We start from the raw sequence: 25,035 nt of genomic DNA, 5'->3' as shown, positions 1-25,035 counted from the left end.
CCGGCTCACCTCATCACCTAGGAAACCGAGGCTCACCGTGAGCACTCAGCGTAACCCGCAGACCAGCGTCGCCCTGGCGCTGGCCCAACTGCTCGCCGAACACCCCGAACTCCCCAGGCTGTACTGGACCATCACGCCCGACGGTCACGCGGTCCTCGGCAGCCTGCACCCCACCGACGTCACGGTGGCGAGCATCCTCCCCGCCTACCAGCGGGTGCTCGGCGGCACCCTGTCCGAGCTGGGGTACCACAGCCGCACCAGCGACACCGACATGTACAGCGCCACCCTGAACGCCGTCTGGCGCGACGCGCGGTTCGACCTGTCGACCGGCTGCCCCGCGGCGCTGGTAACCGACCGGCCGGCGGTGACGGCATGACGCCCTCACCTACGGCCGCCGAGCGGGCCGCGCTCCGGGTGGCCCAGGCCGCCGCCCTCACCCCCGCCGCGTCGTACGACCTTGTCAGCTCGGTCGTCTTCGCCCTGGGGAGCGCCCAGTTGCTCCAGTGCCCGGAGTCGGTCGCCGAGGCCCGCGCCCAGGCGCCGCTCACCGTCTACCGCGCCGAGTACGACGGCATCCCGCTCGGGCTGTACACCACCCCGGAGGCCGCCCGCGCCCACTGTGAGGCGTACGGCCGCCGCGAGCAGCCCCGCGCCGTCCTCGACTGGATCGCCGACGAGGAGGACCAGGAGAGCCCGCACGAGATGGTCGCGCAGGTCGGCGACGAGGAGACGTTGACCGGCTACGTCGTCACGCCGCTGCCCGTGGCCACCGCCTTCGCGGACGGTGACGAGTGATGGCCGGGACGCAGGTGGTCGCGTGGCTGCTGTGGGCGACCGGGATCGGCCTCGCCTGGACCGGAGTGTGCTGGGGCCTCGGTGTGTTCGAGGAGCGCCGCGAGCGGGCCGCTCGCGGCGGCCGGCCGGGAGGTCGCCGGTGAGCGCCCTGGAGCAGCTGTTGTCCGCGCTGGCCGCGTCCCCGGAGGTGCGGCCGGGCGCGGGCCCGGAGCTGGTGGCCGCGCGGGACGCCGAGGTGCGCACCGCGGCGCTGCGGGAAGTGGACGTCCGACTCGCCGCGATGACGCTGCCCGACAACCTGCGGGGCACGCTCGAAGCCCCCTGGTACGCAACCGCCTGGCGCAACTGCCGGGCGGTCGTGGCCGAGCTGGCCGGCGCTGGGCAGGTCAGCGCACCGCAGCCGGTCGCTCCGCGGTCTGCCGAGGTGGACCGTTTGCGTGCGGAGCTCGCCATCGCGCGAAAGCGGATCGCGGTGCTGAACGAACTGGTGGCGGAGGCCATCGCCGATGCGGTGGACGCAGCCCGCCTTGAAGGCGGTGACCGCCGTGGCTGAATTCACGATCCGTCTGACCGAGCACCAGCGCCTCACCCTGGCGTGCAACATCGGCGGCATCGTGGCCACCAGTCGCCGGGACACGCTGGCCAAGCTCGTGCGGGTCGGCCTCGTCCTCGCAGACACTGACGGTCGCGGCGGCGTGCTCACCCCGTCCGGGAAGGCGGTTGCCGCCCAGGCTGTCGCGGAACCGGACCGGCGCGCGTTCCGTGTCGGCGCGGCGCCGGAACCGGTCCAGCCGCGTCCGGTCCAGCTGACCGAGACACAGCGCGCGACCCTGGCGACCGCCCTGGATCCGCTGAGCGGCGGCTCCGTCTTCGGTCACGGTCGCACGGTCGCCGTCCTTGCCCAGCTCGGCCTGATCGAGCCGGTGGAGGGCTGGTATGAGCGGTCCGTGTCTCGCCGGGCCGGCCGGTTACACGCCACGTCCCGCACGTGGGGTGTGGTCGGCCACCACATCACGGACGCCGGGCGCCGCGCACTCGCCGAGGCCAGCACGGTCGGGAAGGACACCCGCAGCCCCCGCCAGGCGCCCGCGGGCGAGTCCACCCAGCCGGAACCTGCCGCCTGCGGCCGGTGCCGACGGGCGTTCGACCCGACCGACACCCGGCACGACGGCCACGCCCGCTCCGGCAACAGTCCGTTCTGCCGCTCGTGCGTCGACCGCTGCCACGAATCCACCGACGCCTTCCATGTGTGCGCCATCTGCCGCACACGCGAGGGAGACACACGATGACGGTTCCGCATATCCCCTACATCGCCGCGGTGTTGACCGCGCTCACCGCCGCCGGGCTAGCCCCGACCGATTCCGGGGCCGAGGCCGCCAACATCAACCCGTACGACAACGGCCCGGATGCCGGGCTGACGACCATGCTCGACGCCGTCATGGTGTGGAACGGCCAGAACCCCGCCGTGAACACCGCCGAATACCCGCACGGCATCGCCCTGGTGTGGGAGCACCCGGCCGAGTCCTGGCAGTGGGCTGCCCAGCAGTCGCACGGCCGCCTGGAGCGCGAGCCGGCGTTCCTGCCCAGCCTGCCGCGGTGGGCGGCCCCGGCCGCCGTGGTGACCGTGGTCCAGGCGCTGCTGGCCGGCCGCCCGGTGCCCGAGGCGACGGCCCCCCTGTGGGAGGGCGCCGCCGAGGCCCAGGCCGCTGTCGACGCCTGGTGGGCCGCCGAAGCAGGCGGTGACCGCTGATGGCCACCACGTCGCAGTACGGCTGGAACCGGGGCCGCACCGGGAAGGGCGCCAAGGGCCGCACGGTGGACCAGCCGACGAGGTGCACCACCGACGGGTGCGGCGCCGAGGCGACCGCCACCACCCCTCCGGGGATGCGTCGCGTCGCGGTGGAGGGGTCGCGGGAGCCTGCCCGCGTGTACTGCGCGGGCTGGTGCGCCGCGTACGGCCTGGCGCTGGCCGAGATCAGGGCGCTGCCCGTCCGGGGCGGTGAGGCGTGATGGCCGCGCCGGACCTGTCGGGCCGCGTCGTGCTGGTGACCGCCACCCCGAGCGGCGCCGGGCGGCCGGTGGCCGCGATCCCGACGCCCACGCCCGGCCTGTACGTCCACTGGGATCCGTCCCGTCGCTCGTACGTGATCGCCGCCGCCTGCGGGCTGGTCGTCGCCTGCGGGTGGAACCGGCCGGACAGCGCGTGGTGCGCGGCGGACGACCTGAACGGGCTGGCCGACTGGGCGACCGTCACCCGCGAGACCGCGGGCTACCTCGCGTACAGGACGGTCGCGCGGGTGGGCAGGATCGTGGAGGGCTGGGGCGGCATGCTGATCGCCCGGTTGCCGGGTACCTGCACCTGCTTCGGCGGTGACGCCGATGGGTGAGACCGTGTCGGCCGGGGCCCCCGCGGCCCCGGCCGCCGGCCGCGCCCCGGTCACCGAGCCGGGCGTCTACCCGGACATGCCGATCGAGGCGTACCACCGCGACCCCGCGCTGTCCTCGACGGGCGCCCGGCGGCTCCTGCCGCCCGGCTGCCCGGCGCTGTACCGCTACGAGCAGGACCACCCCCAGCCCCCGAGCACTGCTTTCGAACTGGGCACGGCCGCACACCGCCTGGTGCTCGGCGTCGGGCCGGACCTGGTGGTGGTCGACGCGGAGGACTGGCGGACCAGGGACGCCCGCGCGCGGCGGGACGCCGCCCGCGCCGCCGGGGCCGTGCCGCTGCTGGCCGCCGAGTACGCCCTGGTGCAGGCGATGGCCGCCGCGCTGCGGCGCCACCCGGTCGCCGGGGTGCTGTTCGCGCCCGGCAGCGGACGTCCGGAGGTCAGCGTGTTCTGGCGCGACCGGGCCACCGGGGTGATGCTGCGAGAGCGCCCGGACTGGCTGCCGTACCAACGTCCGGGCGCCCGGCTGATCGTGCCCGACTACAAGACCGCCGTCGCGCTGGACGACGACGCCCTGTCCCGGGCGATCGCCGCACACGGCTACCACCAGCAAGCCGCCTGGTACCTGGACGGCCTGCGCGCCACCGGACTGGCCGGTGAGGACGCCGCGTTCGTGTTCGTGTTCCAACTCAAGGCGCCCCCGCACCTGGTGCGCACGGTGCAGCTGCCGATGCTGGCCGAGCGCATCGGCCGGGCGAAGAACCGGGCCGCCATCGAGACCTTCGCCGACTGCCAGCGCACCGGCCGCTGGCCCGGCTACGGCGACGACGTCGCCCACCTGTCCCTGCCGCCGTGGGCGGAGAAGACCGAAGCCGAGGAATACCTGTGAATCATCAGCAGATCGAACGGATGACGCCCGCGCCGGCCCCGGCCCGGATCGGGCAGGGGACCGCCGTCGAGCAGTCCCGCGCCGCCGCCGAGGTGCAGGCCGCCGTCGTCGTCGCCCAGCAGTGCCCGCGTGACGTCCAGCGCGCCATCGCCGAGATGGGCCAGGTGTGCGGGAACCCGCGGCTGGCGGAGAAGGCGTTCTACAGCTACCCGAAGGGCAAGACGACGGTCACCGGGCCGTCCGTCTTCCTTGCCCGGGAGTTGGCCCGGATCTGGGGCAACATGCAGCACGGGCTGATCGAGATGCGCCGGGACGACCAGTACGGCGAGTCCGAGATGCAGGCGTTCGCCTGGGACGTCGAGAAGAACAGCCGCGTCTCCACGACGTTCATCGTGCCGCACAAGCGGGACAAGCGCGGCGGTCCGGAAAAGCTCACCGAGCTACGGGACATCTACGAGAACAACACCAACAACGGCGCCCGGCGCGTCAGGCAGGCAATCTTCGCTGTGCTTCCGGACTGGTTCGTTGAGGACGCGATCGAGACGTGCCGCCGGACGCTGCGGGACGGCGGTGGCGTGCCACTGCCGATGCGCATCGCAAACGCCGTTGCCAGGTTCGAGACCCTGGGTGTGACCGGGGAGCAGCTGAAAACGCGCGTTGGACGCCCGTCGGGCCGGTGGACGGAGCACGACGTGGTCGAGTTGGGGATCCTGTTCCAGTCGATCGAGCGCCGCGAGGTGACGGTCGAGGAGGCGTTCCCCGCGCGTCAGGTCACCGCCGCCGAGATCACCGCCAGCACCACGGCGCCTCAGGCCGCCACCGAGCCGGCCGCCGGGCACGCGCCGGCGGCCGAGTGGCCGCAGGTCGCCCAGCCCGGATCGGGGGCCGCACGATGAAGTGGACCATCCGACGCCGCCCGGCCCCGGCGCCCCCGGCCGTGGTCACCACGTCGGCCACCGACCGGGACAGCTGGCGCAACCTCGCCCGGCTCGCCACCGACCGCGCTGCCCGCCTGGCCGACGCGCACCAGCGGCTCACCGCCGAGGCCGCCGTGCTCGCCGAGCGCCACCAGGCCGCCGCGGACGCCCTGCGCGCCGAGCACCAGCGCGCCGAGCGCTACCGGCTCGCCTGGCACGCCGCCCGCCGCCGCGCCACCGGGCACCGCGTCGAACTGGAGTGCCAGCAGCGCGCGGCCGATCGGCTCGGCGAGCAGCTGCTCGCCGCCATGGGTTACCCCGACACCGCCCGCGCCGCGCTCGGCCTGCCGCCCCGCACCACCTGACCCACCCCCTGCTCCCCGGCGCGGCGCGCCCACCCCACCGCCGCGCCGGGTGACCCACCTGGAGAACACCGTGTCCGTGTACCGCATCATCCGCGCCACCGCCCTGATCGGCGGCGCGATCCTGGCCGCCGCCGACGCCACCGGCCACATCGTCACCGGCCAGTGGGCCGACACCATCCCGTGGATCGCGCTGGCCGTCACCTGGGTCATGCTCGTCGTGGAGGCCCGCCCCGCGCCCGCCCAGGACACCACGCCGTCCGAGGCCGAGCAGTGACCACCGCCGACCCGGCCGGGCGCATCGCCGAGATCACCGCCCGCGAGCGGGCCGCCTTTCCTGGCCCGTGGCGCTGGCGCGGCAACACCGCGTCGCGGCACCTGCGGCTCCAATCGCCGCAGCGCGGCGGCATGACCGTCATGGACTTCGTGCGCTGGGGCATGCAGGGCGCCCGGCCGCGCTTCGACACCGAGGGGCTGATGTACCCGGCCGACGAGATGGCGGAGTACGAGGTCGCCGCTTGGTCGACGGACATCTGCCGCAAGGACGTGGTGGACATCGACCACCCCGACGCCCAGTTCATTGAGCACGCCCGCGCCGATGTCCCGTGGCTGCTGGCCCGGCTCGCCGAGGTCACCGCCGACCGCGACGCGCTCGCCGAGCGCCTGGCCGCATGGGAGGGCAAGCTGTGACCCGCTCCAACTACGCCCGGGGCCGCGACCTCGAACATCGGGTTCGCAGCGAACTCCGCGAGCAGGGCTACGAGGTACTGCGCACCGCCGGCTCGAAGTCCAAGGTCGACCTGGTCGCCATCAAGCCCCGGCAGATCCTCTTCGTCCAGTGCAAGCGCTCCGGCGCCCTGCCGCCCGCGGAGTGGAACGCCCTGTGGGACCTCTCGGCGATCGCCGGGGCCGTACCGGTGCTCGCCGAACAACTCAGCCGTGGCCGCCGGTACTGGCGGCTCACCGCCCGGAAGGCCATCCCCGGCGCGCGTCAGCCCATGGTCGAACTCCAGCTCGACGAACTCGCGGGGGTGCCCCTGTGAAGATTCGCTCGGACATTGCCGCCCTGCTCCGTGACGGCCGCTCCGATCGGTCCATCGCCGCGGAACTGCACTGCGCGGCCGAAACGGTCGCCCGGGCCCGTGCCGCCCTCGGTATCCCCAAGACACCCCGACCGTCCACGACGCTCGCCGAGAAGTGGGGCGCCCACACCCGGCCGCTCGATGGCGGCCACCTGGAGTGGACCGGCCGGCGCCAGCACGGCGGTACCCCGGTCCTGGTCTTCCGCGGGCGCACCTACAGTGCGGCCCGGGTCGCGTACCAGGTGCGCACCGGACGCCAGCCCGACGGCCACGTCTACGCCGAGTGCGGCGTGGAGCACTGCGTGGCGCCCGAGCACGTCGAGGACACGGCAGGACGCACCCGGATCCGTGAGCAGATGCGGTACCTCGCCGGTGGCCAGCAACGCCCGGACCGGTGCGTGCACGGCCACGACCAGGGCGAGCACGGCCGCTTGACCACGGACGGACGCCACTACTGCCAAGCGTGCAAGCGCAACCGGAAGGCGTTGGCGGCGTGACGCCGTGGCCGCCGGCGGAGCTGCCCGGGCTCACGGTGGACATGGGCCAGCACACGCGCCCGTGGACCCCGGAGTACGGGCACTGGGCCCGGCCACCCACGGCCGACTACCGCTGCGCGGCCTGCGGGTTCACCGACAGCGCCGTCGGAGACGCCGTCCGCGCCTTCGCCGCCACCATCCACCGCATCCACACCACCAGTTGCCTCGCCAGGAGTACCAACTGATGTCCAGCACCCCACAACAGCCCGAGACGGGGATCGTCGCCATCGACGGCCGCGACGCGCTCGCGTTCGTCATCATCCGCCCCGGCAAGACGCCCGGCGCGGTCACCATCGAGGCTGCCGCTCAGGGCCTGTCGAAGAAGGCCGCGGCCCAGGTTCTACTCCACGTGGCGAATGAGTGGGACGCCCCCTGATGCCCACTCCCGCGCAGCGCGCCTGGAACAAGCCCCCGCGCCACCCCAACCGCCATCGCCGCATCACCCCGGCCCAGCGCGACGAGATCCGCCGACGCCTCGCCGCCGGCGAAACGGCCCGCGCCCTGGCCGCCGAGTACGGCGTCAGCCGGTCGACCATCTACAACTGCCGATAGGAGCCCCCTGTGGCCATCACCCGCCAGGAGATAGCGCTCAGGTTCGCCGCGCCCCGCACCGACCCGGAACGCACCGCCGTCAAGGCGCGGTTGAGCAGCGCCGCCGCTGAGTTCGGTCTGCTCATCCACGAGCTGGTGCCCGGATCACGCGAGCAGTCCATCGCGCTGACCGCACTGGAGCAGGCCGTGGCCGCCGCGCACAGCGGCGTCGACCGCCGCGCCGTGATGCCCGGCGAGCACCGCGGCCCGGACGGTGTCCACCGCATCGACGCCTGCACGTGCGGCCACCCGGTGCACGGCAGGGGCACGTCGTGATCGCGCTGTATCTGCCCGGCATCGAGGGCGCCGCCGAGGTGGTCGACGCGCTGCTGACCGCAGCTGACGCCGTCCAGTCCGGCGCGCCCGACCTGGCCGCCCGGCGCCGGGGCCTGGCCGACGCGATCGGCGATGCCCTCGACGCCCTGCCCCAGCCGCGGCAGCCGACCGCGTGACGGGCCGCCGGTCCAGCAGCGGGGCGCGGCGCACACGCTGCCCCCGCTGCGGCCGGCCGGTCATCACCCAGCTCGTCGGCCGCCGGGCCGCGCTCGCCGTGGTCGCCGACGACGAGCCGATGCCCACGGCCCGGGCCGCCGGCCGCACCACGCCGGACCGGCTCGCCTGGTGCCTGCGCGACGGCCCCTTCGCCGGGATCGACCTGCGCTGGGTCTACCGCAGCCACCCGCCCGACTGCCCACACCCGCACGTGCTGGACCACCAGTGCACCGCACCACTCCGGCCACCGGCCGGGCCCCGCAGCAGCCACAAGCACCTGGCCGGTCCTCCCGGCCAGATCGCACTCGACGTGTAGGAGCACCACCGCATGCCCTGGGTCCGCCTCGATGACCGGTTCCCCTCGAACCGGAAGATCCGCCTGCTGTCCGACGCGGCCTTCCGGCTCTACGTCTCCGCGATCTGCTGGTCTGCGGAAAATCTCACCGACGGCGTCGTGAAGACGGCGGAATTGCGGCTCGTAGCCGACGTGAGGAGTGCACGAAGGCACGCGAAAGAGCTCGTGGAAAGTAGCCTGTGGGAAGAGCTTCCGGACGGATGGCGCATCCACGACTACCACGAGTACCAGCCGACGGCCGAGCAGGTCCGCGCTGACCGCAAGGCCAAAGCCGCACGTCAACAGCGGTGGCGTGAGCGTCAGAAGGGCGCACCGGCCCCTGCCTCGACTGACCAGCCGGCCACTGGTGTAGACGCGTCTACAGACGCGTCACGCGACGCGTCTCACGACGCGGAACGAGACGCTGCCCCACGCGCGCGCGTTCCCGACCCGACCCGACCCGCACCCATAGGTGGTACGCAGAGAGAGCACAGTGACCGTAGGGGCGACCCCGGCCCGGCGCTCTCTCTGATCCCCACCGGCTGGCAGCCCAGCCGCGACGACATCGCCGCCGCCCAACAGGCCCGGCTCGCCGCTGGCCGCCCCGCGCTCACCGGCGCCGAACTCGCCGAGGTCACCCGCAAGTTCGTCCGCCGCCAGCACGCCGACCGGCGCCAGGCCGCGAACTGGGGCGCGCGCTGGCAGGAGTGGGCCGAACGCGAACGCCCCACCCCGCAGATGCAGGGCGCCTTCCTCGTCCCGCTGCCCGGCGGCGCCGACCAGCCACCGCTCGACCGCGCCGCAGCCGCCCGCCGCGCTGCCCGCCACGAGCTCGACCGCATCGCCGACGAACTCCGCGCGAACGGAGGACCCTCATGAGCCCCGACGAGATCCCCGGCCTGCTCAAGACCATCAGCCTGGCCGACCCCCGCATCCTGCCGCCGGACCCCGACGAGCTACGCGGCAAGACCGCCATGTGGGCCGCCGTCCTCGCCGACGTCCCCCGCGAGTACGCCCTGCGCGCCGCGCAGGAGCACTACCGGCGCAGCCCGTACCCGATCCTGCCCTCCGACATCGTCGCCGCCTACAAGGCCGACGCCGCCGCCCGCCTCGGCCGCCACGTCGAACAGGCCCCACCCGTCGACCCGGTCGACGAAGTCGCCTACCGGCGCGCCCTCCGCGACGGGCGCATCGCCGTCGCCCACGGCACCCAGCCGCCCGCGCCCGTCCCGGCCATCGCCGCCGCGACCCCCGCCGACCGGCCCTACATGCCGGACTGGGTCCGCGCTCAGCTCGGCATCCGGCCGCGGCCCCCGGAGCTGTCCGTGCCGTGCCCCAAGGACGGGTGCCGGGCCCGTCCCGGCACCGCGTGCATTACCCCGACGGGCCGCACCCGCACCGTCGCCCACCAGGCACGCCGGGACGCCCACGCCCACGCCGAAGCCGGGCAGGCCAGCGCGTGACCGCCGCCGTCCCGGACGCCGCCCGCGACGTCATCCACGCCGCCCTCACCGACTGGTGGATCCTCACCGACCCCACCCGCCGCGATCTGGCCCACGCCGCCGACCAGGTCACCGCCTACCTCACCGCCAGCGGCTACCAGATCACCCCGCAACCCGCGCACCCCCAGCCGGAGACCCCGATGCCCCTGCCTCTCACCCCACGCCAGATCCAGGTCATCGCCGGCCTCGCCCGCGGCCACTCCACCATCGAGATCGCCGCCCACCTCGAGATCGCCCCGGGGTGCGTCCGCAGCCACCTCAACCGCATCTCCACCCGGCTCGGCACGCACTCCGCCGCCGGCACCGTCGGCCACTGCTACCGCGCCGGCGTTCTCACCGGCCTGCACCCCGAGCCGCTCCCGGGCGACATCCGCCTGACCCTGCGCCAGCACCAGGTGCTGGAACTCATGGCGCACGGCAGGAGGAACGAGGAGATCGCAGCCCAGCTGCACCTGTCCCTCGACACCGTCAAGACCCACGGCCGACACCTGTTCGCCACGGTGGGCGCCCGCAGCAGGGCCCACGCCGTCGCCCTCGGCTACCAGCACGGCCTGCTCAGCCTGACCGACCGGACGACGGAGGCCGCCTGTGCCTGACCCCGGCCCCGGCCAGCACCTGGCCTGCGAGATCTGCGATCGGCCCAGCGGGGCCGGTACCCGGGTCCACCGCGCGTGCGAGCAGCGCCTGGCCCAGAACCTCGCCGCCCTCCCGTCGCTGTACCGCGGCCTCACCGGCGCCCTGGAGCCCGGCCGGTCACCGCGATACGGCGGCCGGCCCGGCTCCCGGACAGCGCCGATGCCGGTCCGCGAGGACGTACTCGACCTCGTCGGCCCGGGCGGCATCGAGGGCGTGCTGCTGGATTGGGAACGGGACCTGCGCGACCACCTCGGGTGGCCGCCGCCGCAGCCCCGCGGCAGCGTCGAGCGGACCGTGAACGAGTCGGTCGACGTCCTGCTCCGCCAGGTCCGCTGGGTTTGCTCGACCCACCCGGCTGTCCAGGATTTCGCCCGCGACGTCGCCGCGCTGCGGGCCCGGTGCGAACGGGTCCTGGGGATCGAGCATCCGCGCTGGATCTCGGTGAGGTGTCCGTGCGGTGCACGCTTGACGTTCGTGTTCGATACGGCGGGCGAGCGCTGCGGGCGGTGCCAGACCAGCTATCCGCGCGCAGCAGTCCTTCAACTGCCGTTGGTGGAGCGGTCGGCAGCGTAGTGCCCGCTGCCCGGCTGAAGGATGCCGAACTCGTAGCCGAGGGCGATCGCGTGGGGCAGGGTTCGGGCACCCAGGGACAGCCGCATGCCGTTGATGATGGTCCCCGCCGTCTCCGGGCGCACCCCGAGGATTCCAGCGATCTGGGTGTGCGTGTGGCCACGCGCGAGGAGGCGGAGCACGACGAGCTGGTGGTCGGTCAGTGGCGGCGTCCACGTCATGGCGCCCAGTGTCGTGGCGCCCGGGGGCCGCCGGTAGGGGTTTCCTGTTGACTCCTCGGCAGCCGCGGCCGTCCGGGCACCGCACCGCAGAGCCCCGCCCGGCCGGCTGCGGGCGGGCTCTGTCGCCTCTCGGGCTACTCGGCAGGCGGCTGGGGCTGCTGGCCCTTGATGTCCGTCCGCTGGCCCTGCCGGGACTTCCGCTGCTGGAAGTACGGCCGCGCGAGGACGTAGTCGACCGCTTTCGACCGGCCGATCTCCACCACCGGCGGGAAGCCGGGATCCTCCCTGCTCAGCTGCGACACACGCTGATGGCTCATCGAGGAGACCACGCCGTCCTCCACCAGTCGTCTCGCCAGCTCGCGGAACGACACCATGTCCGGCCCTCCTCCTGCGCCGCCGTCGGGCATGGGCACCATTTTCCCGACTTCCTAGCCATATGGCTAGGAAGTCGTTACTCTCGATCCAGCACCAACAAGTCGGCCCCGGCCCATATGGCGTGTGCAGCGCCGGGCCGGGGCCGGACCCGCCCTACCCCGTGAAGAGAGAAGGGCCGATCCATGCCGGATCGTATCGACCACCCCACCCCCCGGCCCAGCACCCGCCGACTCGCCGCCGTCGGCACCACCAAGCACACCGCCGCCCGCACCATCACCCTCCGCGCGACCGCCGCCGGCGTCACCGGCCGCATCACCGCCGGCCCCGGCGAGATCTGCGACCTGTGCGGCCGGCCGTACTTCGGCAACCGCTGCCCCCGCTGCACCACCCCGGCGCAGCGCCCGTGCCCCACCTGCCAGGGCAACGGCGGACACATCGAGGACACCAGCTCCGAGGGCGTCACGCGCTGCACCTGGCGCACCTGCCGGGACTGCCGCGGCACCGGGACCGCGCGGTGAGCGCCCCCGCCCGCTGCGCCGCTGCCCACCAGGACGACCCGGTCCCGTGCGAGGGCCCGCACGACGCGGTCCGCGTCGTCGACCAGCACGGCGCCGAGGTCGGCGCCTGCGTTCACCACGGTGCGCGCCTGTACGCCTCCCTCATCGCACCGCGGGTCTACCCGGGCAGCGTCGACGGCGCCGCGATCGAGGTCTACCAGCGCGCCCGGGCCCTGCCGCCGTTCCCCTGGACGGAGGGACGATGAAGGGACACGCCTGGCCCTTCGCGGTGGGCCTGATCTCGGTGGCCGCCATCGCCACCACCGGCTGGTCGCTGGCCGCGGTCGCCCGCCACTACGGGGCGCCCTGGTACATCGCCGTCGCCGCACCCGCGGTGTACGACGGCGCCGCCTACGCCTGCCTCCACCTGGCGTCCGTTGCTGCCGCGGCCGGCCGCTCCGCCATCGGCGCCCGGCTCGCGGCCCTGTGCATGGCCACCGTGTCGGTCTACCTCAACCGGTTCCACGCCGACCTGATCCGCGGCGGCCTCCCGGCGACCGCGCTGTTCGCCGCGCCGACCGTCGCGCTGCTGCTCGTCTCGGAGCTGTCCTGGGCCGGACCGCGCGCCGAGGCTCGCAGCGAGCAGCCGTTCCGGCTGCCGGTGTTCGGCGGCTGGGCCTGGCTGCTCGCCCCCGGCCGGGCCAGCTCCGCCGTCAAGGACCGGGCGCTGGCCCATATCGAGGGCAGCGCACCAGCGCACCGACCAGATGCGCCCGGCGATGCGCCGCGCCACACGGCCACGGAGGTCCTGCGGAGGCACTTCGCCGGCCTCGACCCGGTCGAGGCGATCCGTGTGGCGCACCAGGCCCGGCCGGAGCTGAACGCGAAGGAACTCGCCGCCCAGCTGGTTACGTACGGCGTGATCGTGGACAGCATCCAGGTCGCTCTCGTCCTGAACACCGAACCGCCCGAGGTGTACCTAGAACGCGATGATGCGCCCGGCGCACCTGATGATGCGCCGCAGGTCGGGGCCGGTACGCCCCAGCTCCCGGCGATCGAGAAGAGCACCGCGATCCTGGAGGCCGCATCCGCTCTCGGCGATGAGGCGAAGCCCCGGGCCATCGTGGACCTGGTTCGCGACCGGCACGGCCTGACGGTCAAGACCAACTACGTCCGTACGGTCCTGTGGCGGGCTGGCCGCGCCAAGAAGGAGCCGCAGTCCGCATCACCCCCGCCGCGCGACGGCGTCGGCCAGGGCGGAGGCGGATACGCGTGAGCCGCCTGATCGCCGCGTGCAGCGCACCACCGCTGCGCACCACCGCAACCTGCGCTGCGCTGCTGCTCTTCGCCGTCGGCGCCACCACGTACGCCATCGCCGCGGCGACCCGCCACCGCGGCGCGGCCGGCGCCGCCCTCGCCGCGTGCGCCGCCGCCTACCTGGCCGTCGCCGCCACCGTCATCCTCGGAGCACTCCGTGCGTAAGCCCATCCGGCCGACCGCGGTCATCCCCGCCGGCCAGCCGCTGCCCACCCCGGCCGCGCCACCGGCCACGCCCCCGCCAGGCACACCCACCGCACCACCGCCGGCGCCCGGCACCATCGTGATCCGCGAGATCTACCTGCCGCTCCCGCCCGCCCCACCAGCTCCGCCACGGTGGAGATGGTCGTGGGAGTGGCTCCAGCCCCGCCGCAACCTCATCGGCACCGTGCTGGCGCTGCTACCGGTGTTCGGCGGCTGGTCCCTCGCCTCCGGGTGGGGACACCTGCTCCGCGAGTGCCGCGCCGAGCAATCCACCGGCGCCGCCTGGACGCTCGCCGGGCTCGCGCTGGCCGTCGCCATCGCCGCCGACCGGTGGCGGCCCCGCTGGTACACCCGCGCCCTGTCCTGCGCCGCCGTTCTCGGCACCATCGACATGGCCCACCTGTTCGACATCGTCACCCTGTTCACCGGAGTCACCCGATGAGCCACACGGCCCTCACCGTCGGCGGCCTCGCCGTCGGCCTGGCCATCACCGGCGTCAACGCCTGGTCCTGGTGGAAGAGCCCCGGCCGCGACCCGAAGCACCTGCTGCCGTTCGCCAGCGGCTTCGCACTCGGCGCCCTGTCCACCATCTGCGGCGGCCTCCTCGGCGCCGCCGCCGGCTGGACCGCCGGCCTGAACAACGCGGCCGGCGGCCACATCGTCCCCGGCGCGACCGGCACCGGGGCCGGCACCGTCGCCCGAGGGGCCGCCGGCGGCCTCACCCCGGGCGGCGCGCTGCTCACGTTCCTGCTCTTGGTCGGTGTCATCGTGGCGTGGAGGGCGGCCACCAAGGTCCTCAAGCGCCGACTGGCCGGCGGCTGGTGGGCCGGCGCCACCCTGACCTTGTCGGCCGGCGTCGCCGGGCTCATCGGCTCCACCATCGTGCCCGTGGTCAACACCGGTGGCGACAGCGTGCTGGCCTGGTTCAACGGGGGAGCCGTCCTGTGATGGAGCGCCTGCACCGCTGGGCCGCGGCGATCCACGACGGCAGCGGACGCCTGGCCACCAACCGCGCCCGCGCCCTGGCCGCCTGGGTGCGCGCGGGGGAGACCCGGGCCCACGTGGCGCTCCGGCTGCTCGTCCTGCTCGCCGCCGGGTACGCCGCCGTACGGCTGATCCGATCCCGGCCCGCCCTGCTGTGGCTGGCCGTCCCGGCGTGGTGCATCGCCGCCGCGCGCGCCGCCCGGCCCCGGCACCCGGCGGCCCCGGCCGAGGCCGCCCCGGGACCGGCGGACGGCGACGAGGCGGGCGGGATCTCCCCGGAGCAGTTCCTGGCCCTCCTGCGTGCCGCCCTCGGACCGCACCGCGGAGTGCACCTGGTGAGCCTCGTCGAGCGCCTGGCCGAGGAGTACCCCCAGGGCCGGTGGACCATCCCCCGCGTCCGGGCCCTGTGCGCCGCGGCAGGGGTGCCCGTACGGCCCACCGTCCGGGCACCCGGCCGGGGGCCCACCGTCGGCGTCCACCGCGACGACGTCCCGCTGCCCTCCCCGGCCGGGACCGCTGGCCCGGACGAAGCTGTAGTTGCAGGTCAGCCCCCAGCTACATCGGTGGCTACAGCCTCGACTACGGCTCTGGCTACCGTCCGCAGGGGACCGGGAGGCGCGCGCATCGTCATCACCGACGACCCCGGCAATCCTCGCCGCGCCCATGTCCGGGTGATCCACCCGCAGCACGACCGGACCGCCTGACGGCTGCCCTCGCTGCCTCCACCAGGGGGCAGCGAAGGGAGCCGGGACAGACCCGGCCGCGTGCCTGCCGAACCGGCCCGCTACGCGAGAGGATGAGCCCATGTCCGTACGGTGTCCTTCGGACAGAAGCTTCAGCGTCTCTCCGTCGAGGTCGAGGTCCCGGCCGGCTCCAACTCGCTCTCGCTTGGAGAGCGTCCCTGAACCGCTACCTCATAATGGAGACCCGATGGAACGCATGCCTGTCCGAGTCCTGCTACTGGTCGGCGACCAGGCGGAGCTGACCACCCCTCACCGCGCTGACGCCGACCCCGAGCGGGTGCCGGTCGAGCGCATCACCGCTGACACCGGCATCCCTCGGGAGCAGCTGCCCGGGGCGCGGCTTGTCGCCATCGTCGAGGCTGGCGAGCTGGTCCGCTTCGAACGCTCCTGACCGGCCCTGAGCTCGGCATCGCAGGAAGCCCCGACCAGCATCGGCCGGGGCTTTCGTCAAGTTGGCCGGGGCGGCCAGGCGCTCAGGTGCCGCCGCGCCGCCGGTAGCCGCGCCGGGTGGCCAGCACTGCGCTGACGGCCCGCCCGGACCAACGCTGCGCGCCGTGCTCGGTGTCATCGGGGTCCGGCCACCGGCCGCGTGACCGGTCCGCGCGGATCGTGGCCGCCTTGATCCCGGTGGCCGCCTCGATCTCCTGCGCGGTGTAGAGCCGTTGCGGATCGAGGCTGACCAGCTCGCGTTCCACGTGGTCACGGACGAACGCGGCCACCTCGAGGGCGTCGTACTCCAGCCACCGGCCGCGCTTGCCGACCGGGCGCGGCCACTCCTCGCGCGTCGACCACTGCTTCGACACGGTATCGGCGGACCGGCCGTACCGCTCGGCAATCTCCGGCACGATGAGCCGCGCTACCATGGCCGCGACGCTCCTTTCGGGAGTTTCAACTGGTGAGGGCCGGTGCTCTGTCACCCCCGTACGGGGATGCACCGGCCCTTCAGTGTGCGCGCTGACTGTCGTGACGCCCTCCAAGAGGGTGCCCCCTGGCTGGTGCCAGGGGGCGACGGTGGCGTTACGAGTCGTCTTCCTCTTCCTCTTCATCGATTTCGCCGGTTTCGATCAGCCCACCGGCGGCGGCGATTCGGTAGAGCGCGTATTCCGCGCAGTCCAGGCGCCAGGGAGCGGGACCCGCGACCCTGGTGAGCGCCAGCATTTCGTACGCGGTGAGCCAGTCGAGAATGATTCTGTCGAAGGCGCTTTGCCGCGCCTCGGAGATCGGCTCGTCTTGGATGACGCTGCGGACTCGGTCGATGCTCATCACCAGGTGCGGCAGATCTTCCGCTTCCCTCTTCGGGTTGATCTCGGGGATCAGCACGGGGACGGGCAGGTCACCGAGCAGCACTCGAATGTATTCGAGTGCCCCGAGAGCCACATCAGCGATGGCGTTCCACCGCTCTCGATGACTGTCATGGTCTGCCATGACGTTCCTCTCTGTGGAGTTTTCAACTGGTGCCGGTGGGGCTGTCACTCCCCGGCCCGGCAACACCTAAGCTACAGCATTCGATTCCTGTTTTGCAACACCAGAAGTCCAGAAACTTTCCTCACCTCACCTATTGAGAACCACTACTCGAATGGTGTAGAGTCGTAAACGTCGCAAGGGGCCGGAAACCCCGACCGACACCCACACAGAAAGGAACGCAATGGCAGACGAGAACAACGACGAGCACGAGACGATGGGGAGCCAGATCGCACTCCTCTACATTGTCATCGTCTTGGCGTGCCGGATACTCCCCATTCCCGTCGAACTCCCCCGCGAGACCAGTGCGGGAGAAGCGGCAATCCGACGACTGCTCGACATCCTGGACGAGCAACCCATGCCGGACGAGCAGAAGGCGCACCTGAGCATGGCGTGCGCGTTCTGGCTCAGCGCCCAGGATCTTCACCAGCTCAACGCCGCGAACTGGCAGGGAACGCGTCAGTACCAGATCGCGGCGAACCTCATGGCAGGGGAGGGCGCAATCACAGAGTTCTCCGAATGGGCCATGGGAAACCGGTCCAACGAGTAGCCAAAGTGGCCGCCCCCGGCTCTCCGGGGGCGGCCCCCCCTTTTTTTGATAAGAGAAGCCAACTCGGCTCTTGAGAATCACTACTTCATGGGGTAGAGTCGAAGACATCAGGGCGGGGCCGGAAACCCCAACCTGAAACCCCAACCCAGAAAGGACAAACATGGAAGACGAGTCCGAAAACTTCGCCCACCTGGTGGCGGAGATCGCAAATGCGTACGTCAAGCTGGTGATCGCCTGCAGGGCGCTTCCCATCCCCGTGGAACTCCCCAACGGGGTCATCCTCGCCTCGGACGCCGAGGATGCAGTGCGGCGCCTGCTCGACATCATCGATGACCAGCCCATACCGGAAGCGGCGGAATCATCCCTGGTGCTGGCAGCCTCATTCTGGCTCGCCGCACACGATGTCCTCCACCTCCACATGGAGGAACCCCACAAGGGCCGCAATCTCGAAGTGCTGGCGTGCCTCATCGGGGCGGAGCGCTACGTGAACGAATTCGCTGAATGGGCCGTGGCCAACAAGCGCGAAAGCGAAGACGGCCAGGAGTAACCCACCCTGCCGCCCCCGGCAGCCAGCCGGGGGCGGGCCCCTTCGCCCGGCGTAACGGCCGGGCATTTTTCTTTCCATGATCTCTTGAGAATCACTACCCAATGAGGTAAGGTCGAAGACGTCAGGAAGGGGCCGGAAACCCCACCTGAAACCCCAACCGAGAAAGGAACAAGGGAATGGACGAGCCCGACATTGACGACATGGACGAACTCGGCCGACACCTCGGCGTCGTCTACTGGCGACTGACTCTGGCGTGCCGGAGCCTGCCGGTCCCCGTCGAACTCCCCCGGGGCACGGTCACCCGCTCCACCGGCGAACCGGCAGTCCGCCGACTCGTCAAGATCATCGAAGACCAACCGATGCCGGAAGAGCAGAAGGCGAACCTGTTCGCCGCATGCATCCACTGGCTCACCGCCAGCGAGCTGTACAACCAGGAACTCAACGATCCCCTGCCGATCCGGTTCCACCAGATCGTTGCCGCCTTGGTCCACGCCGAGGCTCCGCTGCACGCGCTCGGGGTCTGGCTCCGCGAAAACGAGGCCACGGACGACCAGGAGTAGCGCTCCACACCGCCCCCGGCACCAGCCGGGGGCGGACCCGCGTGGGCCGACAGACGACCGGCGGGGCCGAGCCCGTAAGCTCACGGACACCACGCAGGTGCCCGCCGGAAAACCCCGCCGGTCAACCCCAGCAACCCCAGAAAGGACTGGGACCACCATGGTAGACGCCCCCGGCGGTGAGACGTTCCCGGAGATCGCCGCCCGCACCGGACGCAGCCTCACCACCGTCCAGAAGGGATGGTCACGCCACCCTGACTGGCCCACGCCCGTCGGCAAGCGCGGCCGGTGGAACGAGTACGCCCCGGCCGACGTCGACCGCTTCATTCAAGATCACATCGTGCGGCCGGCTCCCGCCCTTGATCCACTTCGGCTGTACACCGCCCAAGAGATCCACGCCGCCGGTGGACCGTCCCCCAGCACGATCAACAGCGAACGATCACGGGGCAACTGGCCGCCCGCCGACGACACCACCGGCCGAGCGCACCGCTGGTACGGCCAGACCGTCGCCGCCGCGCTCAAGGGGCGGCGCGCCTACCAGCGCTCCGAGTGATCATTGTTGACCAACCGCGCTCACCTGCTGTAACACTGAGCGCAGCACCACACGTGTGCCCACACTCCCAAGCCCCCGCCCGCGCGGGGGCTTTCGCATGCCCGAGGGGGGGACATGGCCACACCGCTCACGCACCTGTACAGCAGCGATCTTCTCGATCCCGATCAAGCCGCCGAGTACGCCGGAGTCCGGCCCGTCACCATCCGCCAGTGGAAACTCCGGGGACTGCTGCGCCCGGCGCTCACCGGCGACGGACACCGCACCCGCCACCTGTACGCGCGCCCCGACCTCGACGCGCTCATGGCCACCCGGCAGGCGAAGACCCCGAAGCGGTGACCGTGCGCCGACCACGCCCCTGCCTCGACTGCGGCACGCTCACCCGCAACGCTTCACGCTGCGACCACCACCAAGCTGCCTGGCAAGCCCAGCACGACCAACGCCGGGGTTCCGCCGCCCAACGCGGGTACGACACCGCATGGCGCAAGCTGGCCGCCGCCGCCGTCCGCAATCACCGCACCGCGTACGGCAACTGGTGCCCCGGGTGGGCAGTACCCGCCCACCCGGCCACGGATCTCACAGCCGACCACAAGACCCCGAAACAGCAGGGCGGCACCAACACCGCCGACAACATCCAGGTGCTATGCCGCGCCTGCAACTCCCGCAAGCACGACCGGGACGGCTACGACCGGCCCCAGGTCACCGGCGGCTGAGCCTGCGGCACAACCGGCGGAACCGGCCGCGCCGACAGAGCCTGAAGCAACGCGCCAAGAAGCTGGTTCGTCTGCTGCTGCTCCGCGATCAACCGGCCCAACAGCTCGGCCGTCTCCTTCTGTCCCTTCTTCAGCTGATCCCTGATCTGCCCCTCGGTCATCATCCCCATGGCCAACCCCCACAGTGCCGGGCCGCTCCCACAGCGGCCGAGAGCGCCACGGTAGCGACCCGGCACCCGTCCGGGAACGGATTCGCGGCACCCCGCACCACCAGCGACGGCCATCACACAGCGTCACCGCAGGCAGTGGCGTAGCCGCATACCGGGGGGTGGGTAAATCTCGCGCGGTTGATCGTTTAGGGACCCGGCCCCCAATCCCCCAAACGCCGACGCGAAATTGGGCCGGTTTTTGATCAACGCTGTTTCCGGGGGTGGTCAAGATGCCGGCAGGACGGCCGCCGACGCCCACGGAACGTAAGCGCCGCACCGGCAACCCGGGGAAGCGCCAACTGCCGGAGCCGGTGGTCCAGCTGGCCGCAGTCGCTGCGATCCCGGCCGCGCCGGGGACGCTCGGCGAGGCCGGGCGTACCGCGTGGGATCGGCTGTGGACTGCCGGGCAGGCTTGGCTGTCGCCGACGACCGATCTGGACGTGCTCACGCGGCTGTGTGAGGCGCACGACGAGCGGGAGGCGATGCGGGACCAGGTCGCTGCGGACGGCTACATGGTGCCGGGGTCGATGGGGCAGATGCGGGCGCACCCGCTGCTGTCGGAGATCCGAGCGGTCGAGTCGCAGATCACGAAGTACGAGAGCTTGTGCGGCTTCACGCCGACGGACCGGGCCCGGCTCGGCTACGCGGAGGTGAGGCGGGCGTCGAAACTCGACGAGCTGATCGCTCGGCGGCAGCAGAGGGGGTCCGGATGAGTGAGTCCTTCGACCTGGGCCACGGCCACACCGCGAGCTTCACGAGCTGGGCACCCGATCGGGAACTGAACCCGCAGTACGCCGACCTCCCGGACGTCAACCTCTGGGGCGTCGTCATCGACCACCCGTGGCCTGACGGCAGCCCCTGCATCGGCAGCGCGGCAACCTTCGATGGGCCCGTCGTGCGCCAGATCGACCCCACCCGGCCCGTGTGGACCGTGGAGTCCCTGGACCCGCTGACGCTCAGCCCCAGCCTGCTGTGCCGAGGATGCGGTGACCACGGGTTCATCAGGGGCGGTCGGTGGGTTCCCGCGTAGCGAAGCCGTGGCCGCCGCGGTGGCTGACGCCGGTCCCGGCCGCCGACGTCCGCCGCGGGGACGGCGCGCACGTCGCGGAGTTCATCGAGACGCTGTGCACGGTCACCCGGGACACTTTCGCCGGGCCGTCCGGCTCGTTGTTGGAGCTGCGGGACTGGCAACGGCGGCTGCTGGACCACGTCTTCGCCCGCCGCGCGGACGGCCGCCGCCGGCACCGTGTGGCCCTGATCGGCGAGCCGCGGAAGAACGGCAAGAGTGGACTCGGCGCGGGGATCGCGCTGGACGGCCTGTTCGAAGGCACCGGCGCCGAGGTCTACTCGTGCGCCGGCGACAAGGAACAGGCGCGGATCGTCTTCGGCGACGCGCGCCGGATGGTGGAGAACAGCCCGGATCTGTCCGAGGCCATCAAGGTCTACAGGGACGCCCTGGAAGTACCGTCGACCGGCTCGGTGTACCGGTGCCTGTCGGCGGAGGCGTTCACCAAGGAGGGCCTCTCGCCCACCCGCGTCCTCTTCGATGAGCTGCACGTTCAGCCCAACGACGAGTTGTTCAACGTGATGGCGCTCGCGGCCGGCGCCCGCGTCGACCCGCTACTCATCGGCATCACCACGGCCGGGGTCAAGACGGACTCCAGCGGCAAGGACTCCATCTGCTACCGGCTGTTCCAGTACGGGCAGAAGATCGCGCGGGGCGAAGAGGTCGACCCGTCGTTCTTCATGGCCTGGTGGGGCGCACCGGACGAGGCGGACCACCGGCTACGGACCACGTGGGAGATGGCGAACCCCGCCTTCGGGGATCTGATCGACCCGGAGGACTTCGAGGCCGCGGTGAAGCGCACGCCGGAGGCCGAGTTCCGAACGAAACGCCTCAACCAGTGGGTGAACACCGCGCAGACGTGGCTCCCGGCCGGCGCGTGGGATGCCTGCCGCGGCGAGCTCGGCGCGATCCCGGACGGCGAAGAGGTATGCCTCGGCTTCGACGGCTCGTTCAACGGCGACAGCACGGCCCTGATCGCCGTCTCCTGCGGCGAGGTGCCGCACGTGGACGTCGTGGCGTCCTGGGAGAAGCCGTCGGACGCCGGCCACGACTGGACGGTGCCCATCCTGGAGGTCGAGAACGCAATCCGGGGCGCGTGCCGCCGCTGGAACGTGCGGGAGATCGTGTGCGACCCGTACCGGTGGGGCCGCACGTACCAGATCCTTGACGACGAGGGCCTGCCCGTCGTCGAGTTCCCCCAGTCTCCGGCCCGGATGATCCCGGCGACGACCCGGTTCTACGAGGCCGTGATGAACCGGTCGCTGACGCACTCCGGTGACCCGCGGCTGGCCCGTCACCTGGCGAACTGCGTGGTGAAGACCGACAGCAGGGGCTCGCGGCTGGCCAAGGACGCCAAGAACAGCCCTCGAAAGATCGACCTCGCCGTCGCCGCGGTGATGGCCCACGAACGCGCCTGCCACGAACCGGAGCCCGAACCGACGCCGCAGTTCTGGAGCTGGGCCGACTTGTGAGAGGGGGCCGGATGCGCCTGCCGAAGCTGCCGAAGCCCCGGATCCCGCAGATTCCCCGTAGCACGGCGTCAGACATCGTCGATGTGGCCGGTCTGGGCTGCCTGGAAGGCGCGGCGTGGTGGTGGCAGCCGATCGTCGGCCTGGTCGTGCTCGGCCTGGCCCTGTTGCTGGTGGGGTGGGTGATCGGCTATGAGCCTGCTGCGCAGGGCGATGAGACCCCGTCGGCCTGAGAAGCGGTTCTACGCCCCCTCGTCGTCCGCCGGTGACCCGTGGGCGATCCCGTCGAACGGTTCCCTGGCCGCCTACACACCAGCCGGTGTCCCGGTCACCGAAGACACCGCGATGCAGCTGCTCGCGGTCGCCGCATGCGTGCGGATCTTGTCCAACGTGGTGGCGAACCTGCCGTTCGACGCCGTGCGGATGCAGGGGCCACTGCGGAAGACGCTGGAGCCGCCGCCGACGATCATCGCGGACCCGTTCGGGGGCGCGAACAACTCCGCGTACCCCACGAAGCGGGTCGGGTTCAACCAGCTGATGGTCTCGCTGCTGCTCCGCGGCAACGGCTACGGCCTGGTCCTCGACCGGGACTACCTGGGGCGGCCGACACGGCTGATGGTGCTACACCCGGACCGTGTGCGGTGCACGTGGGATCCCGAGGGCTCCGGCCAGCGGGTGTACCAGATCAACCGGCAGCGGGTCGACGCCGAGGACATCGTGCACCTGATGGGCATGAGCTACCCGGAGTCAGCGACGGGGATGAGTGTCCTGACCTACGCCCGGAATGCAATCGCGCTGGGGTTGGCGGCCGAGGAGTTCGGCAGCCGGTTCTTCGGCCAGGGCGCGCACATGACCGGCATCGTGCAGGTGCCGGGCGACCTGGACAAGGAACGCGCGAGGCAGCTGAAGGAGAGCTTCACTGCCAGCCACGCCGGTCTCCAGAACAGCCATACCGTGGGCATCCTCTCCGGCGGCGCCGAGTGGAGGCCGATCTCCGTCAGCCCCGAAGACGCGCAGTTCCTGGGCACACGGCAGGCCCAGAATCTGGACGTAGCGATGCTGTTCGGGGTACCTCCGCATATGTTGGGCCAAGTTGATCGCACGACCAGCTGGGGCACGGGGATCGAGCAGCAGAGCTTGGGTTTCCTGCGGTACACGGTCTCCGACTGGACAGGGTGCTTCGAGGACGCGTGGAGCGCGATGTTGCCACGGCCGCAGGTGGCCCGCTTCAACGTCGACGCGCTGCTGCGCACGGACACGGCCGGCCGGTACGCGGTCTACACCCAGGCCCGCACTGCCGGCGTGATGACGAAGAACGAGATCCGGGCGCTGGAGAACCTGGCGCCAGTCGAAGGCGGCGACGACCTGGACGCGCCGCTGAACTCGGCGACCACGACCAGTACGAGCGGCGATGCCGCCGACCCAGGGGCGCACTCCGCCAAGAGCGACGCCGAGTCAGGACAGGAGCCGTAGATGACTCTCAGCCAGCACGAGCAGCGGTTCCTCGACGGCGTCGACCGCGCAGCCCGCGCGCTCTACCTGGACGCCGTCAAGATCCACTCCCTCGACATGCCGTTCCAGGGCGTCGAGATCCGCGAGAAAGCCGACGGCACCGGAGGGACCCGGCTGCTGTTCACCGGGTACGCCAGCGTGACGGAGCGGGCGTACCAGATGCAGGACTGGCTCGGCCCGTTCCAGGAAGTCGTCCGCGCCGGCGCCTTCAAGAAGACGCTCAGCGAGTCGCCTGACGTGGCCTTCCTTCTGAACCACGGTGGTCCGACCATGGCCCGCACGAAGCCGGGCACGCTGCGGCTGTCGGAGGACGACACCGGGCTGCACACCGAGGCAGCCCTGGACCCGGCCCGGCCGGACGTGCAGATCGTTCGTTCCGGCATCGAGGGCGGCGAGCTGGACGAGATGTCGTTTGCTTTTTGGGTGACGCGCCAGCAGTGGTCCCCGGACTACGAGCAGCGGGACATCCTCGAGGTCGCCATCGACCACGGTGACGTGTCGATCGTGAACTACGGGGCGAACCCGTACACCGGCGGGACGGTCGACCTCCGCGCGCGGCAGGCCGCGAACCTCGCGCGAAGCGACCTCCCGGCCCTGGCGATGGAACGCGCGCGCCAGCTGCGCGCCGATGGCATCTCGCCCGAGGTCGCCAAGACTCTCGCCCAGGTCCTCCAGCTCGTCTCCGCAGCGGACGGCGCGGTCGACGTCGCCCAGCCGCTGCTGGCCGAAGTCCTCGGCGTGCCGAACCCGGATGAGGTCCTCGACGCGGCCGGAGAGACCCTGGAGGCCGCGGAGCAGGAGCAGGAGAGCTCGGCGGACGCCGAACTGTACGAGTTCCGGCGCCGATTCCTCGCCCTGTAACTGCCCCCCACAGACCACCCGGAGCCGCACAGCGGCATCCGGGTCATTCGCCTGCCCGGCCACGCGCCGGAGCCCGCGCCGGACCCCGCGCACCAAGGGGCACCAC

The 25,035-nt window shown here is 72.1% G+C and carries 50 protein-coding genes; 45 read left to right on the top strand and 5 right to left on the bottom strand.

Features of this window, described 5'->3' with window-relative positions:
* Positions 1-37 precede the first annotated feature (37 nt).
* From SCATT_RS10740 to SCATT_RS10630, 25 genes are all read left to right on the top strand, one after another.
* Positions 38-376: a hypothetical protein gene (locus tag SCATT_RS10740; RefSeq protein WP_014143043.1), complete on the top strand. Its 339-nt coding sequence runs from the start codon at positions 38-40 to the stop codon at positions 374-376.
* On the top strand, positions 373-795 hold the full coding sequence (locus SCATT_RS10735) for a hypothetical protein (RefSeq protein WP_014143042.1): 423 nt from the start codon (positions 373-375) through the stop codon (positions 793-795). The genes SCATT_RS10740 and SCATT_RS10735 overlap by 4 nt, the downstream gene beginning before the upstream one ends.
* Positions 795-938: a hypothetical protein gene (locus SCATT_RS38530; RefSeq protein WP_157894825.1), complete on the top strand. Its 144-nt coding sequence runs from the start codon at positions 795-797 to the stop codon at positions 936-938. The genes SCATT_RS10735 and SCATT_RS38530 overlap by 1 nt, the downstream gene beginning before the upstream one ends.
* Positions 935-1,348 (top strand): hypothetical protein, encoded by a 414-nt coding sequence (locus SCATT_RS10730; RefSeq protein WP_014143041.1) that lies wholly within the window; start codon positions 935-937, stop codon positions 1,346-1,348. The genes SCATT_RS38530 and SCATT_RS10730 overlap by 4 nt, the downstream gene beginning before the upstream one ends.
* The gene (locus tag SCATT_RS10725) at positions 1,341-2,084 is read left to right on the top strand and encodes a hypothetical protein (protein WP_014627827.1); all 744 of its coding nucleotides are present in this window, start codon (positions 1,341-1,343) and stop codon (positions 2,082-2,084) included. Before SCATT_RS10730 ends, SCATT_RS10725 begins: the two co-directional genes overlap by 8 nt.
* Positions 2,081-2,545: a hypothetical protein gene (locus SCATT_RS10720; protein WP_014627826.1), complete on the top strand. Its 465-nt coding sequence runs from the start codon at positions 2,081-2,083 to the stop codon at positions 2,543-2,545. Before SCATT_RS10725 ends, SCATT_RS10720 begins: the two co-directional genes overlap by 4 nt.
* Complete coding sequence (locus SCATT_RS10715; protein WP_014143038.1) at positions 2,545-2,805, top strand: hypothetical protein; 261 nt, start codon at positions 2,545-2,547, stop codon at positions 2,803-2,805. The genes SCATT_RS10720 and SCATT_RS10715 overlap by 1 nt, the downstream gene beginning before the upstream one ends.
* Entirely contained in the window at positions 2,805-3,182 is a 378-nt protein-coding gene (locus SCATT_RS10710) for a Rossmann-fold NAD(P)-binding domain-containing protein (protein WP_014143037.1), read from the top strand. Before SCATT_RS10715 ends, SCATT_RS10710 begins: the two co-directional genes overlap by 1 nt.
* On the top strand, positions 3,175-4,071 hold the full coding sequence (locus tag SCATT_RS10705; protein ID WP_014143036.1) for a PD-(D/E)XK nuclease-like domain-containing protein: 897 nt from the start codon (positions 3,175-3,177) through the stop codon (positions 4,069-4,071). The genes SCATT_RS10710 and SCATT_RS10705 overlap by 8 nt, the downstream gene beginning before the upstream one ends.
* Complete coding sequence (locus SCATT_RS10700) at positions 4,068-4,967, top strand: hypothetical protein (RefSeq protein WP_014143035.1); 900 nt, start codon at positions 4,068-4,070, stop codon at positions 4,965-4,967. The genes SCATT_RS10705 and SCATT_RS10700 overlap by 4 nt, the downstream gene beginning before the upstream one ends.
* On the top strand, positions 4,964-5,353 hold the full coding sequence (locus tag SCATT_RS10695) for a hypothetical protein (RefSeq protein ID WP_014143034.1): 390 nt from the start codon (positions 4,964-4,966) through the stop codon (positions 5,351-5,353). The genes SCATT_RS10700 and SCATT_RS10695 overlap by 4 nt, the downstream gene beginning before the upstream one ends.
* A 70-nt stretch (positions 5,354-5,423) precedes the next feature.
* Positions 5,424-5,627 (top strand): hypothetical protein, encoded by a 204-nt coding sequence (locus SCATT_RS10690; protein ID WP_014143033.1) that lies wholly within the window; start codon positions 5,424-5,426, stop codon positions 5,625-5,627.
* Complete coding sequence (locus SCATT_RS10685; protein ID WP_014143032.1) at positions 5,624-6,040, top strand: hypothetical protein; 417 nt, start codon at positions 5,624-5,626, stop codon at positions 6,038-6,040. The genes SCATT_RS10690 and SCATT_RS10685 overlap by 4 nt, the downstream gene beginning before the upstream one ends.
* On the top strand, positions 6,037-6,393 hold the full coding sequence (locus tag SCATT_RS10680; RefSeq protein WP_014627823.1) for a restriction endonuclease: 357 nt from the start codon (positions 6,037-6,039) through the stop codon (positions 6,391-6,393). The genes SCATT_RS10685 and SCATT_RS10680 overlap by 4 nt, the downstream gene beginning before the upstream one ends.
* Positions 6,390-6,929: a hypothetical protein gene (locus SCATT_RS10675; protein WP_014143030.1), complete on the top strand. Its 540-nt coding sequence runs from the start codon at positions 6,390-6,392 to the stop codon at positions 6,927-6,929. Before SCATT_RS10680 ends, SCATT_RS10675 begins: the two co-directional genes overlap by 4 nt.
* Positions 6,926-7,153 carry a hypothetical protein gene (locus SCATT_RS10670; RefSeq protein ID WP_014143029.1) on the top strand — a complete coding sequence of 76 codons (228 nt, stop codon included), beginning with the start codon at positions 6,926-6,928 and terminating at the stop codon, positions 7,151-7,153. The genes SCATT_RS10675 and SCATT_RS10670 overlap by 4 nt, the downstream gene beginning before the upstream one ends.
* On the top strand, positions 7,153-7,344 hold the full coding sequence (locus SCATT_RS10665; RefSeq protein WP_014627822.1) for a hypothetical protein: 192 nt from the start codon (positions 7,153-7,155) through the stop codon (positions 7,342-7,344). The genes SCATT_RS10670 and SCATT_RS10665 overlap by 1 nt, the downstream gene beginning before the upstream one ends.
* A complete protein-coding gene (locus SCATT_RS36255; RefSeq protein WP_014143027.1) occupies positions 7,344-7,520 on the top strand; it encodes a helix-turn-helix domain-containing protein in 177 nt (58 codons plus the stop codon). The genes SCATT_RS10665 and SCATT_RS36255 overlap by 1 nt, the downstream gene beginning before the upstream one ends.
* 9 nt (positions 7,521-7,529) lie before the next feature.
* Positions 7,530-7,835, top strand: coding sequence for an Acb2/Tad1 domain-containing protein (locus SCATT_RS10660; RefSeq protein WP_014143026.1), 306 nt, complete (start codon positions 7,530-7,532; stop codon positions 7,833-7,835).
* Positions 7,832-8,011, top strand: coding sequence for a hypothetical protein (locus tag SCATT_RS10655; RefSeq protein ID WP_014143025.1), 180 nt, complete (start codon positions 7,832-7,834; stop codon positions 8,009-8,011). Before SCATT_RS10660 ends, SCATT_RS10655 begins: the two co-directional genes overlap by 4 nt.
* The gene (locus SCATT_RS10650) at positions 8,008-8,367 is read left to right on the top strand and encodes a hypothetical protein (RefSeq protein ID WP_014143024.1); all 360 of its coding nucleotides are present in this window, start codon (positions 8,008-8,010) and stop codon (positions 8,365-8,367) included. The genes SCATT_RS10655 and SCATT_RS10650 overlap by 4 nt, the downstream gene beginning before the upstream one ends.
* Before the next feature lie 12 nt (positions 8,368-8,379).
* Entirely contained in the window at positions 8,380-9,264 is an 885-nt protein-coding gene (locus SCATT_RS10645; RefSeq protein WP_014143023.1) for a hypothetical protein, read from the top strand.
* Positions 9,261-9,848 (top strand): zinc finger domain-containing protein, encoded by a 588-nt coding sequence (locus SCATT_RS37950; RefSeq protein WP_014143022.1) that lies wholly within the window; start codon positions 9,261-9,263, stop codon positions 9,846-9,848. The genes SCATT_RS10645 and SCATT_RS37950 overlap by 4 nt, the downstream gene beginning before the upstream one ends.
* Positions 9,845-10,483 carry a response regulator transcription factor gene (locus tag SCATT_RS40585; protein ID WP_014627821.1) on the top strand — a complete coding sequence of 213 codons (639 nt, stop codon included), beginning with the start codon at positions 9,845-9,847 and terminating at the stop codon, positions 10,481-10,483. Before SCATT_RS37950 ends, SCATT_RS40585 begins: the two co-directional genes overlap by 4 nt.
* Positions 10,476-11,096 (top strand): hypothetical protein, encoded by a 621-nt coding sequence (locus SCATT_RS10630; RefSeq protein ID WP_014143020.1) that lies wholly within the window; start codon positions 10,476-10,478, stop codon positions 11,094-11,096. The genes SCATT_RS40585 and SCATT_RS10630 overlap by 8 nt, the downstream gene beginning before the upstream one ends.
* Here SCATT_RS10630 and SCATT_RS10625 read toward each other — a convergent pair.
* Complete coding sequence (locus tag SCATT_RS10625; RefSeq protein WP_014143019.1) at positions 11,063-11,314, bottom strand: helix-turn-helix transcriptional regulator; 252 nt, start codon at positions 11,312-11,314, stop codon at positions 11,063-11,065. The two genes, SCATT_RS10630 and SCATT_RS10625, sit on opposite strands and share 34 nt — an antisense overlap.
* Before the next feature lie 134 nt (positions 11,315-11,448).
* Positions 11,449-11,688 carry a hypothetical protein gene (locus SCATT_RS10620; RefSeq protein WP_014143018.1) on the bottom strand — a complete coding sequence of 80 codons (240 nt, stop codon included), beginning with the start codon at positions 11,686-11,688 and terminating at the stop codon, positions 11,449-11,451.
* 183 nt (positions 11,689-11,871) lie between these two features.
* On the opposite strand from SCATT_RS10620, the gene SCATT_RS10615 reads away from it, so the two are divergent.
* The 8 genes from SCATT_RS10615 to SCATT_RS10580 all read left to right on the top strand — a co-directional run bounded on the left by SCATT_RS10615 (position 11,872) and on the right by SCATT_RS10580 (position 15,825).
* Positions 11,872-12,207 (top strand): hypothetical protein, encoded by a 336-nt coding sequence (locus SCATT_RS10615; protein WP_014143017.1) that lies wholly within the window; start codon positions 11,872-11,874, stop codon positions 12,205-12,207.
* Complete coding sequence (locus tag SCATT_RS10610) at positions 12,204-12,452, top strand: type 2 periplasmic-binding domain-containing protein (protein ID WP_014143016.1); 249 nt, start codon at positions 12,204-12,206, stop codon at positions 12,450-12,452. Before SCATT_RS10615 ends, SCATT_RS10610 begins: the two co-directional genes overlap by 4 nt.
* Positions 12,449-13,462: a hypothetical protein gene (locus tag SCATT_RS10605; protein ID WP_014143015.1), complete on the top strand. Its 1,014-nt coding sequence runs from the start codon at positions 12,449-12,451 to the stop codon at positions 13,460-13,462. The genes SCATT_RS10610 and SCATT_RS10605 overlap by 4 nt, the downstream gene beginning before the upstream one ends.
* The gene (locus tag SCATT_RS10600) at positions 13,459-13,668 is read left to right on the top strand and encodes a hypothetical protein (RefSeq protein WP_014143014.1); all 210 of its coding nucleotides are present in this window, start codon (positions 13,459-13,461) and stop codon (positions 13,666-13,668) included. Before SCATT_RS10605 ends, SCATT_RS10600 begins: the two co-directional genes overlap by 4 nt.
* A complete protein-coding gene (locus SCATT_RS10595; protein ID WP_014143013.1) occupies positions 13,661-14,149 on the top strand; it encodes a hypothetical protein in 489 nt (162 codons plus the stop codon). Before SCATT_RS10600 ends, SCATT_RS10595 begins: the two co-directional genes overlap by 8 nt.
* Entirely contained in the window at positions 14,146-14,655 is a 510-nt protein-coding gene (locus SCATT_RS10590; RefSeq protein WP_014143012.1) for a hypothetical protein, read from the top strand. The genes SCATT_RS10595 and SCATT_RS10590 overlap by 4 nt, the downstream gene beginning before the upstream one ends.
* Complete coding sequence (locus SCATT_RS10585) at positions 14,655-15,395, top strand: hypothetical protein (RefSeq protein WP_014143011.1); 741 nt, start codon at positions 14,655-14,657, stop codon at positions 15,393-15,395. Before SCATT_RS10590 ends, SCATT_RS10585 begins: the two co-directional genes overlap by 1 nt.
* A gap of 235 nt (positions 15,396-15,630) precedes the next feature.
* Entirely contained in the window at positions 15,631-15,825 is a 195-nt protein-coding gene (locus SCATT_RS10580; protein ID WP_231905064.1) for a hypothetical protein, read from the top strand.
* A gap of 82 nt (positions 15,826-15,907) precedes the next feature.
* Here SCATT_RS10580 and SCATT_RS10575 read toward each other — a convergent pair whose 3' ends face one another.
* Together SCATT_RS10575 and SCATT_RS10570 are read right to left on the bottom strand one after the other, a co-directional pair.
* The gene (locus SCATT_RS10575) at positions 15,908-16,297 is read right to left on the bottom strand and encodes a hypothetical protein (RefSeq protein WP_014143009.1); all 390 of its coding nucleotides are present in this window, start codon (positions 16,295-16,297) and stop codon (positions 15,908-15,910) included.
* A 154-nt stretch (positions 16,298-16,451) separates the two neighbouring features.
* Positions 16,452-16,859: a hypothetical protein gene (locus tag SCATT_RS10570; protein ID WP_014627818.1), complete on the bottom strand. Its 408-nt coding sequence runs from the start codon at positions 16,857-16,859 to the stop codon at positions 16,452-16,454.
* Positions 16,860-17,079: 220 nt separating this feature from the next.
* Between SCATT_RS10570 and SCATT_RS10565 the strand changes: the two genes are divergently transcribed.
* From SCATT_RS10565 to SCATT_RS10540, 6 genes are all read left to right on the top strand, one after another.
* Positions 17,080-17,445 carry a hypothetical protein gene (locus tag SCATT_RS10565; RefSeq protein WP_014143007.1) on the top strand — a complete coding sequence of 122 codons (366 nt, stop codon included), beginning with the start codon at positions 17,080-17,082 and terminating at the stop codon, positions 17,443-17,445.
* A 160-nt stretch (positions 17,446-17,605) separates the two neighbouring features.
* Positions 17,606-17,992 carry a hypothetical protein gene (locus tag SCATT_RS10560; protein ID WP_014143006.1) on the top strand — a complete coding sequence of 129 codons (387 nt, stop codon included), beginning with the start codon at positions 17,606-17,608 and terminating at the stop codon, positions 17,990-17,992.
* A gap of 176 nt (positions 17,993-18,168) precedes the next feature.
* Positions 18,169-18,552, top strand: a complete 384-nt coding sequence (locus tag SCATT_RS10555) for a hypothetical protein (RefSeq protein WP_014143005.1) — start codon at positions 18,169-18,171, stop codon at positions 18,550-18,552.
* A gap of 157 nt (positions 18,553-18,709) precedes the next feature.
* The gene (locus SCATT_RS10550; RefSeq protein WP_014143004.1) at positions 18,710-19,102 is read left to right on the top strand and encodes a hypothetical protein; all 393 of its coding nucleotides are present in this window, start codon (positions 18,710-18,712) and stop codon (positions 19,100-19,102) included.
* A 114-nt stretch (positions 19,103-19,216) separates the two neighbouring features.
* Positions 19,217-19,438, top strand: a complete 222-nt coding sequence (locus tag SCATT_RS10545) for a helix-turn-helix domain-containing protein (protein WP_014143003.1) — start codon at positions 19,217-19,219, stop codon at positions 19,436-19,438.
* Entirely contained in the window at positions 19,435-19,812 is a 378-nt protein-coding gene (locus SCATT_RS10540; protein ID WP_014143002.1) for an HNH endonuclease, read from the top strand. Before SCATT_RS10545 ends, SCATT_RS10540 begins: the two co-directional genes overlap by 4 nt.
* On the opposite strand, the gene SCATT_RS10535 is transcribed toward SCATT_RS10540, so the two are convergent.
* Positions 19,782-19,982 (bottom strand): hypothetical protein, encoded by a 201-nt coding sequence (locus tag SCATT_RS10535; RefSeq protein WP_014143001.1) that lies wholly within the window; start codon positions 19,980-19,982, stop codon positions 19,782-19,784. The genes SCATT_RS10540 and SCATT_RS10535 overlap by 31 nt on opposite strands.
* Before the next feature lie 269 nt (positions 19,983-20,251).
* On the opposite strand from SCATT_RS10535, the gene SCATT_RS10530 reads away from it, so the two are divergent.
* Genes SCATT_RS10530 through SCATT_RS10505 form a run of 6 tightly spaced genes read left to right on the top strand, consistent with a single transcriptional unit; the run spans position 20,252 to position 24,929 of the window.
* A complete protein-coding gene (locus tag SCATT_RS10530; protein ID WP_014143000.1) occupies positions 20,252-20,734 on the top strand; it encodes a phage terminase small subunit P27 family in 483 nt (160 codons plus the stop codon).
* Positions 20,731-21,051: a DUF6527 family protein gene (locus tag SCATT_RS10525; RefSeq protein WP_014142999.1), complete on the top strand. Its 321-nt coding sequence runs from the start codon at positions 20,731-20,733 to the stop codon at positions 21,049-21,051. The genes SCATT_RS10530 and SCATT_RS10525 overlap by 4 nt, the downstream gene beginning before the upstream one ends.
* Positions 21,036-22,559 carry a terminase large subunit domain-containing protein gene (locus tag SCATT_RS10520; protein ID WP_014142998.1) on the top strand — a complete coding sequence of 508 codons (1,524 nt, stop codon included), beginning with the start codon at positions 21,036-21,038 and terminating at the stop codon, positions 22,557-22,559. Before SCATT_RS10525 ends, SCATT_RS10520 begins: the two co-directional genes overlap by 16 nt.
* A gap of 11 nt (positions 22,560-22,570) precedes the next feature.
* Positions 22,571-22,789, top strand: a complete 219-nt coding sequence (locus SCATT_RS10515) for a hypothetical protein (RefSeq protein ID WP_014142997.1) — start codon at positions 22,571-22,573, stop codon at positions 22,787-22,789.
* Positions 22,749-24,029, top strand: coding sequence for a phage portal protein (locus SCATT_RS10510; protein ID WP_014142996.1), 1,281 nt, complete (start codon positions 22,749-22,751; stop codon positions 24,027-24,029). Before SCATT_RS10515 ends, SCATT_RS10510 begins: the two co-directional genes overlap by 41 nt.
* Positions 24,030-24,929, top strand: coding sequence for an HK97 family phage prohead protease (locus SCATT_RS10505; RefSeq protein ID WP_014142995.1), 900 nt, complete (start codon positions 24,030-24,032; stop codon positions 24,927-24,929).
* Positions 24,930-25,035: the final 106 nt, after the last annotated feature.

This window comes from Streptantibioticus cattleyicolor NRRL 8057 = DSM 46488 (assembly GCF_000240165.1).
Taxonomy (GTDB): Bacteria; Actinomycetota; Actinomycetes; order Streptomycetales; family Streptomycetaceae; genus Streptantibioticus; species Streptantibioticus cattleyicolor.
This window is presented reverse-complemented; position numbering and strand designations above follow the sequence as displayed.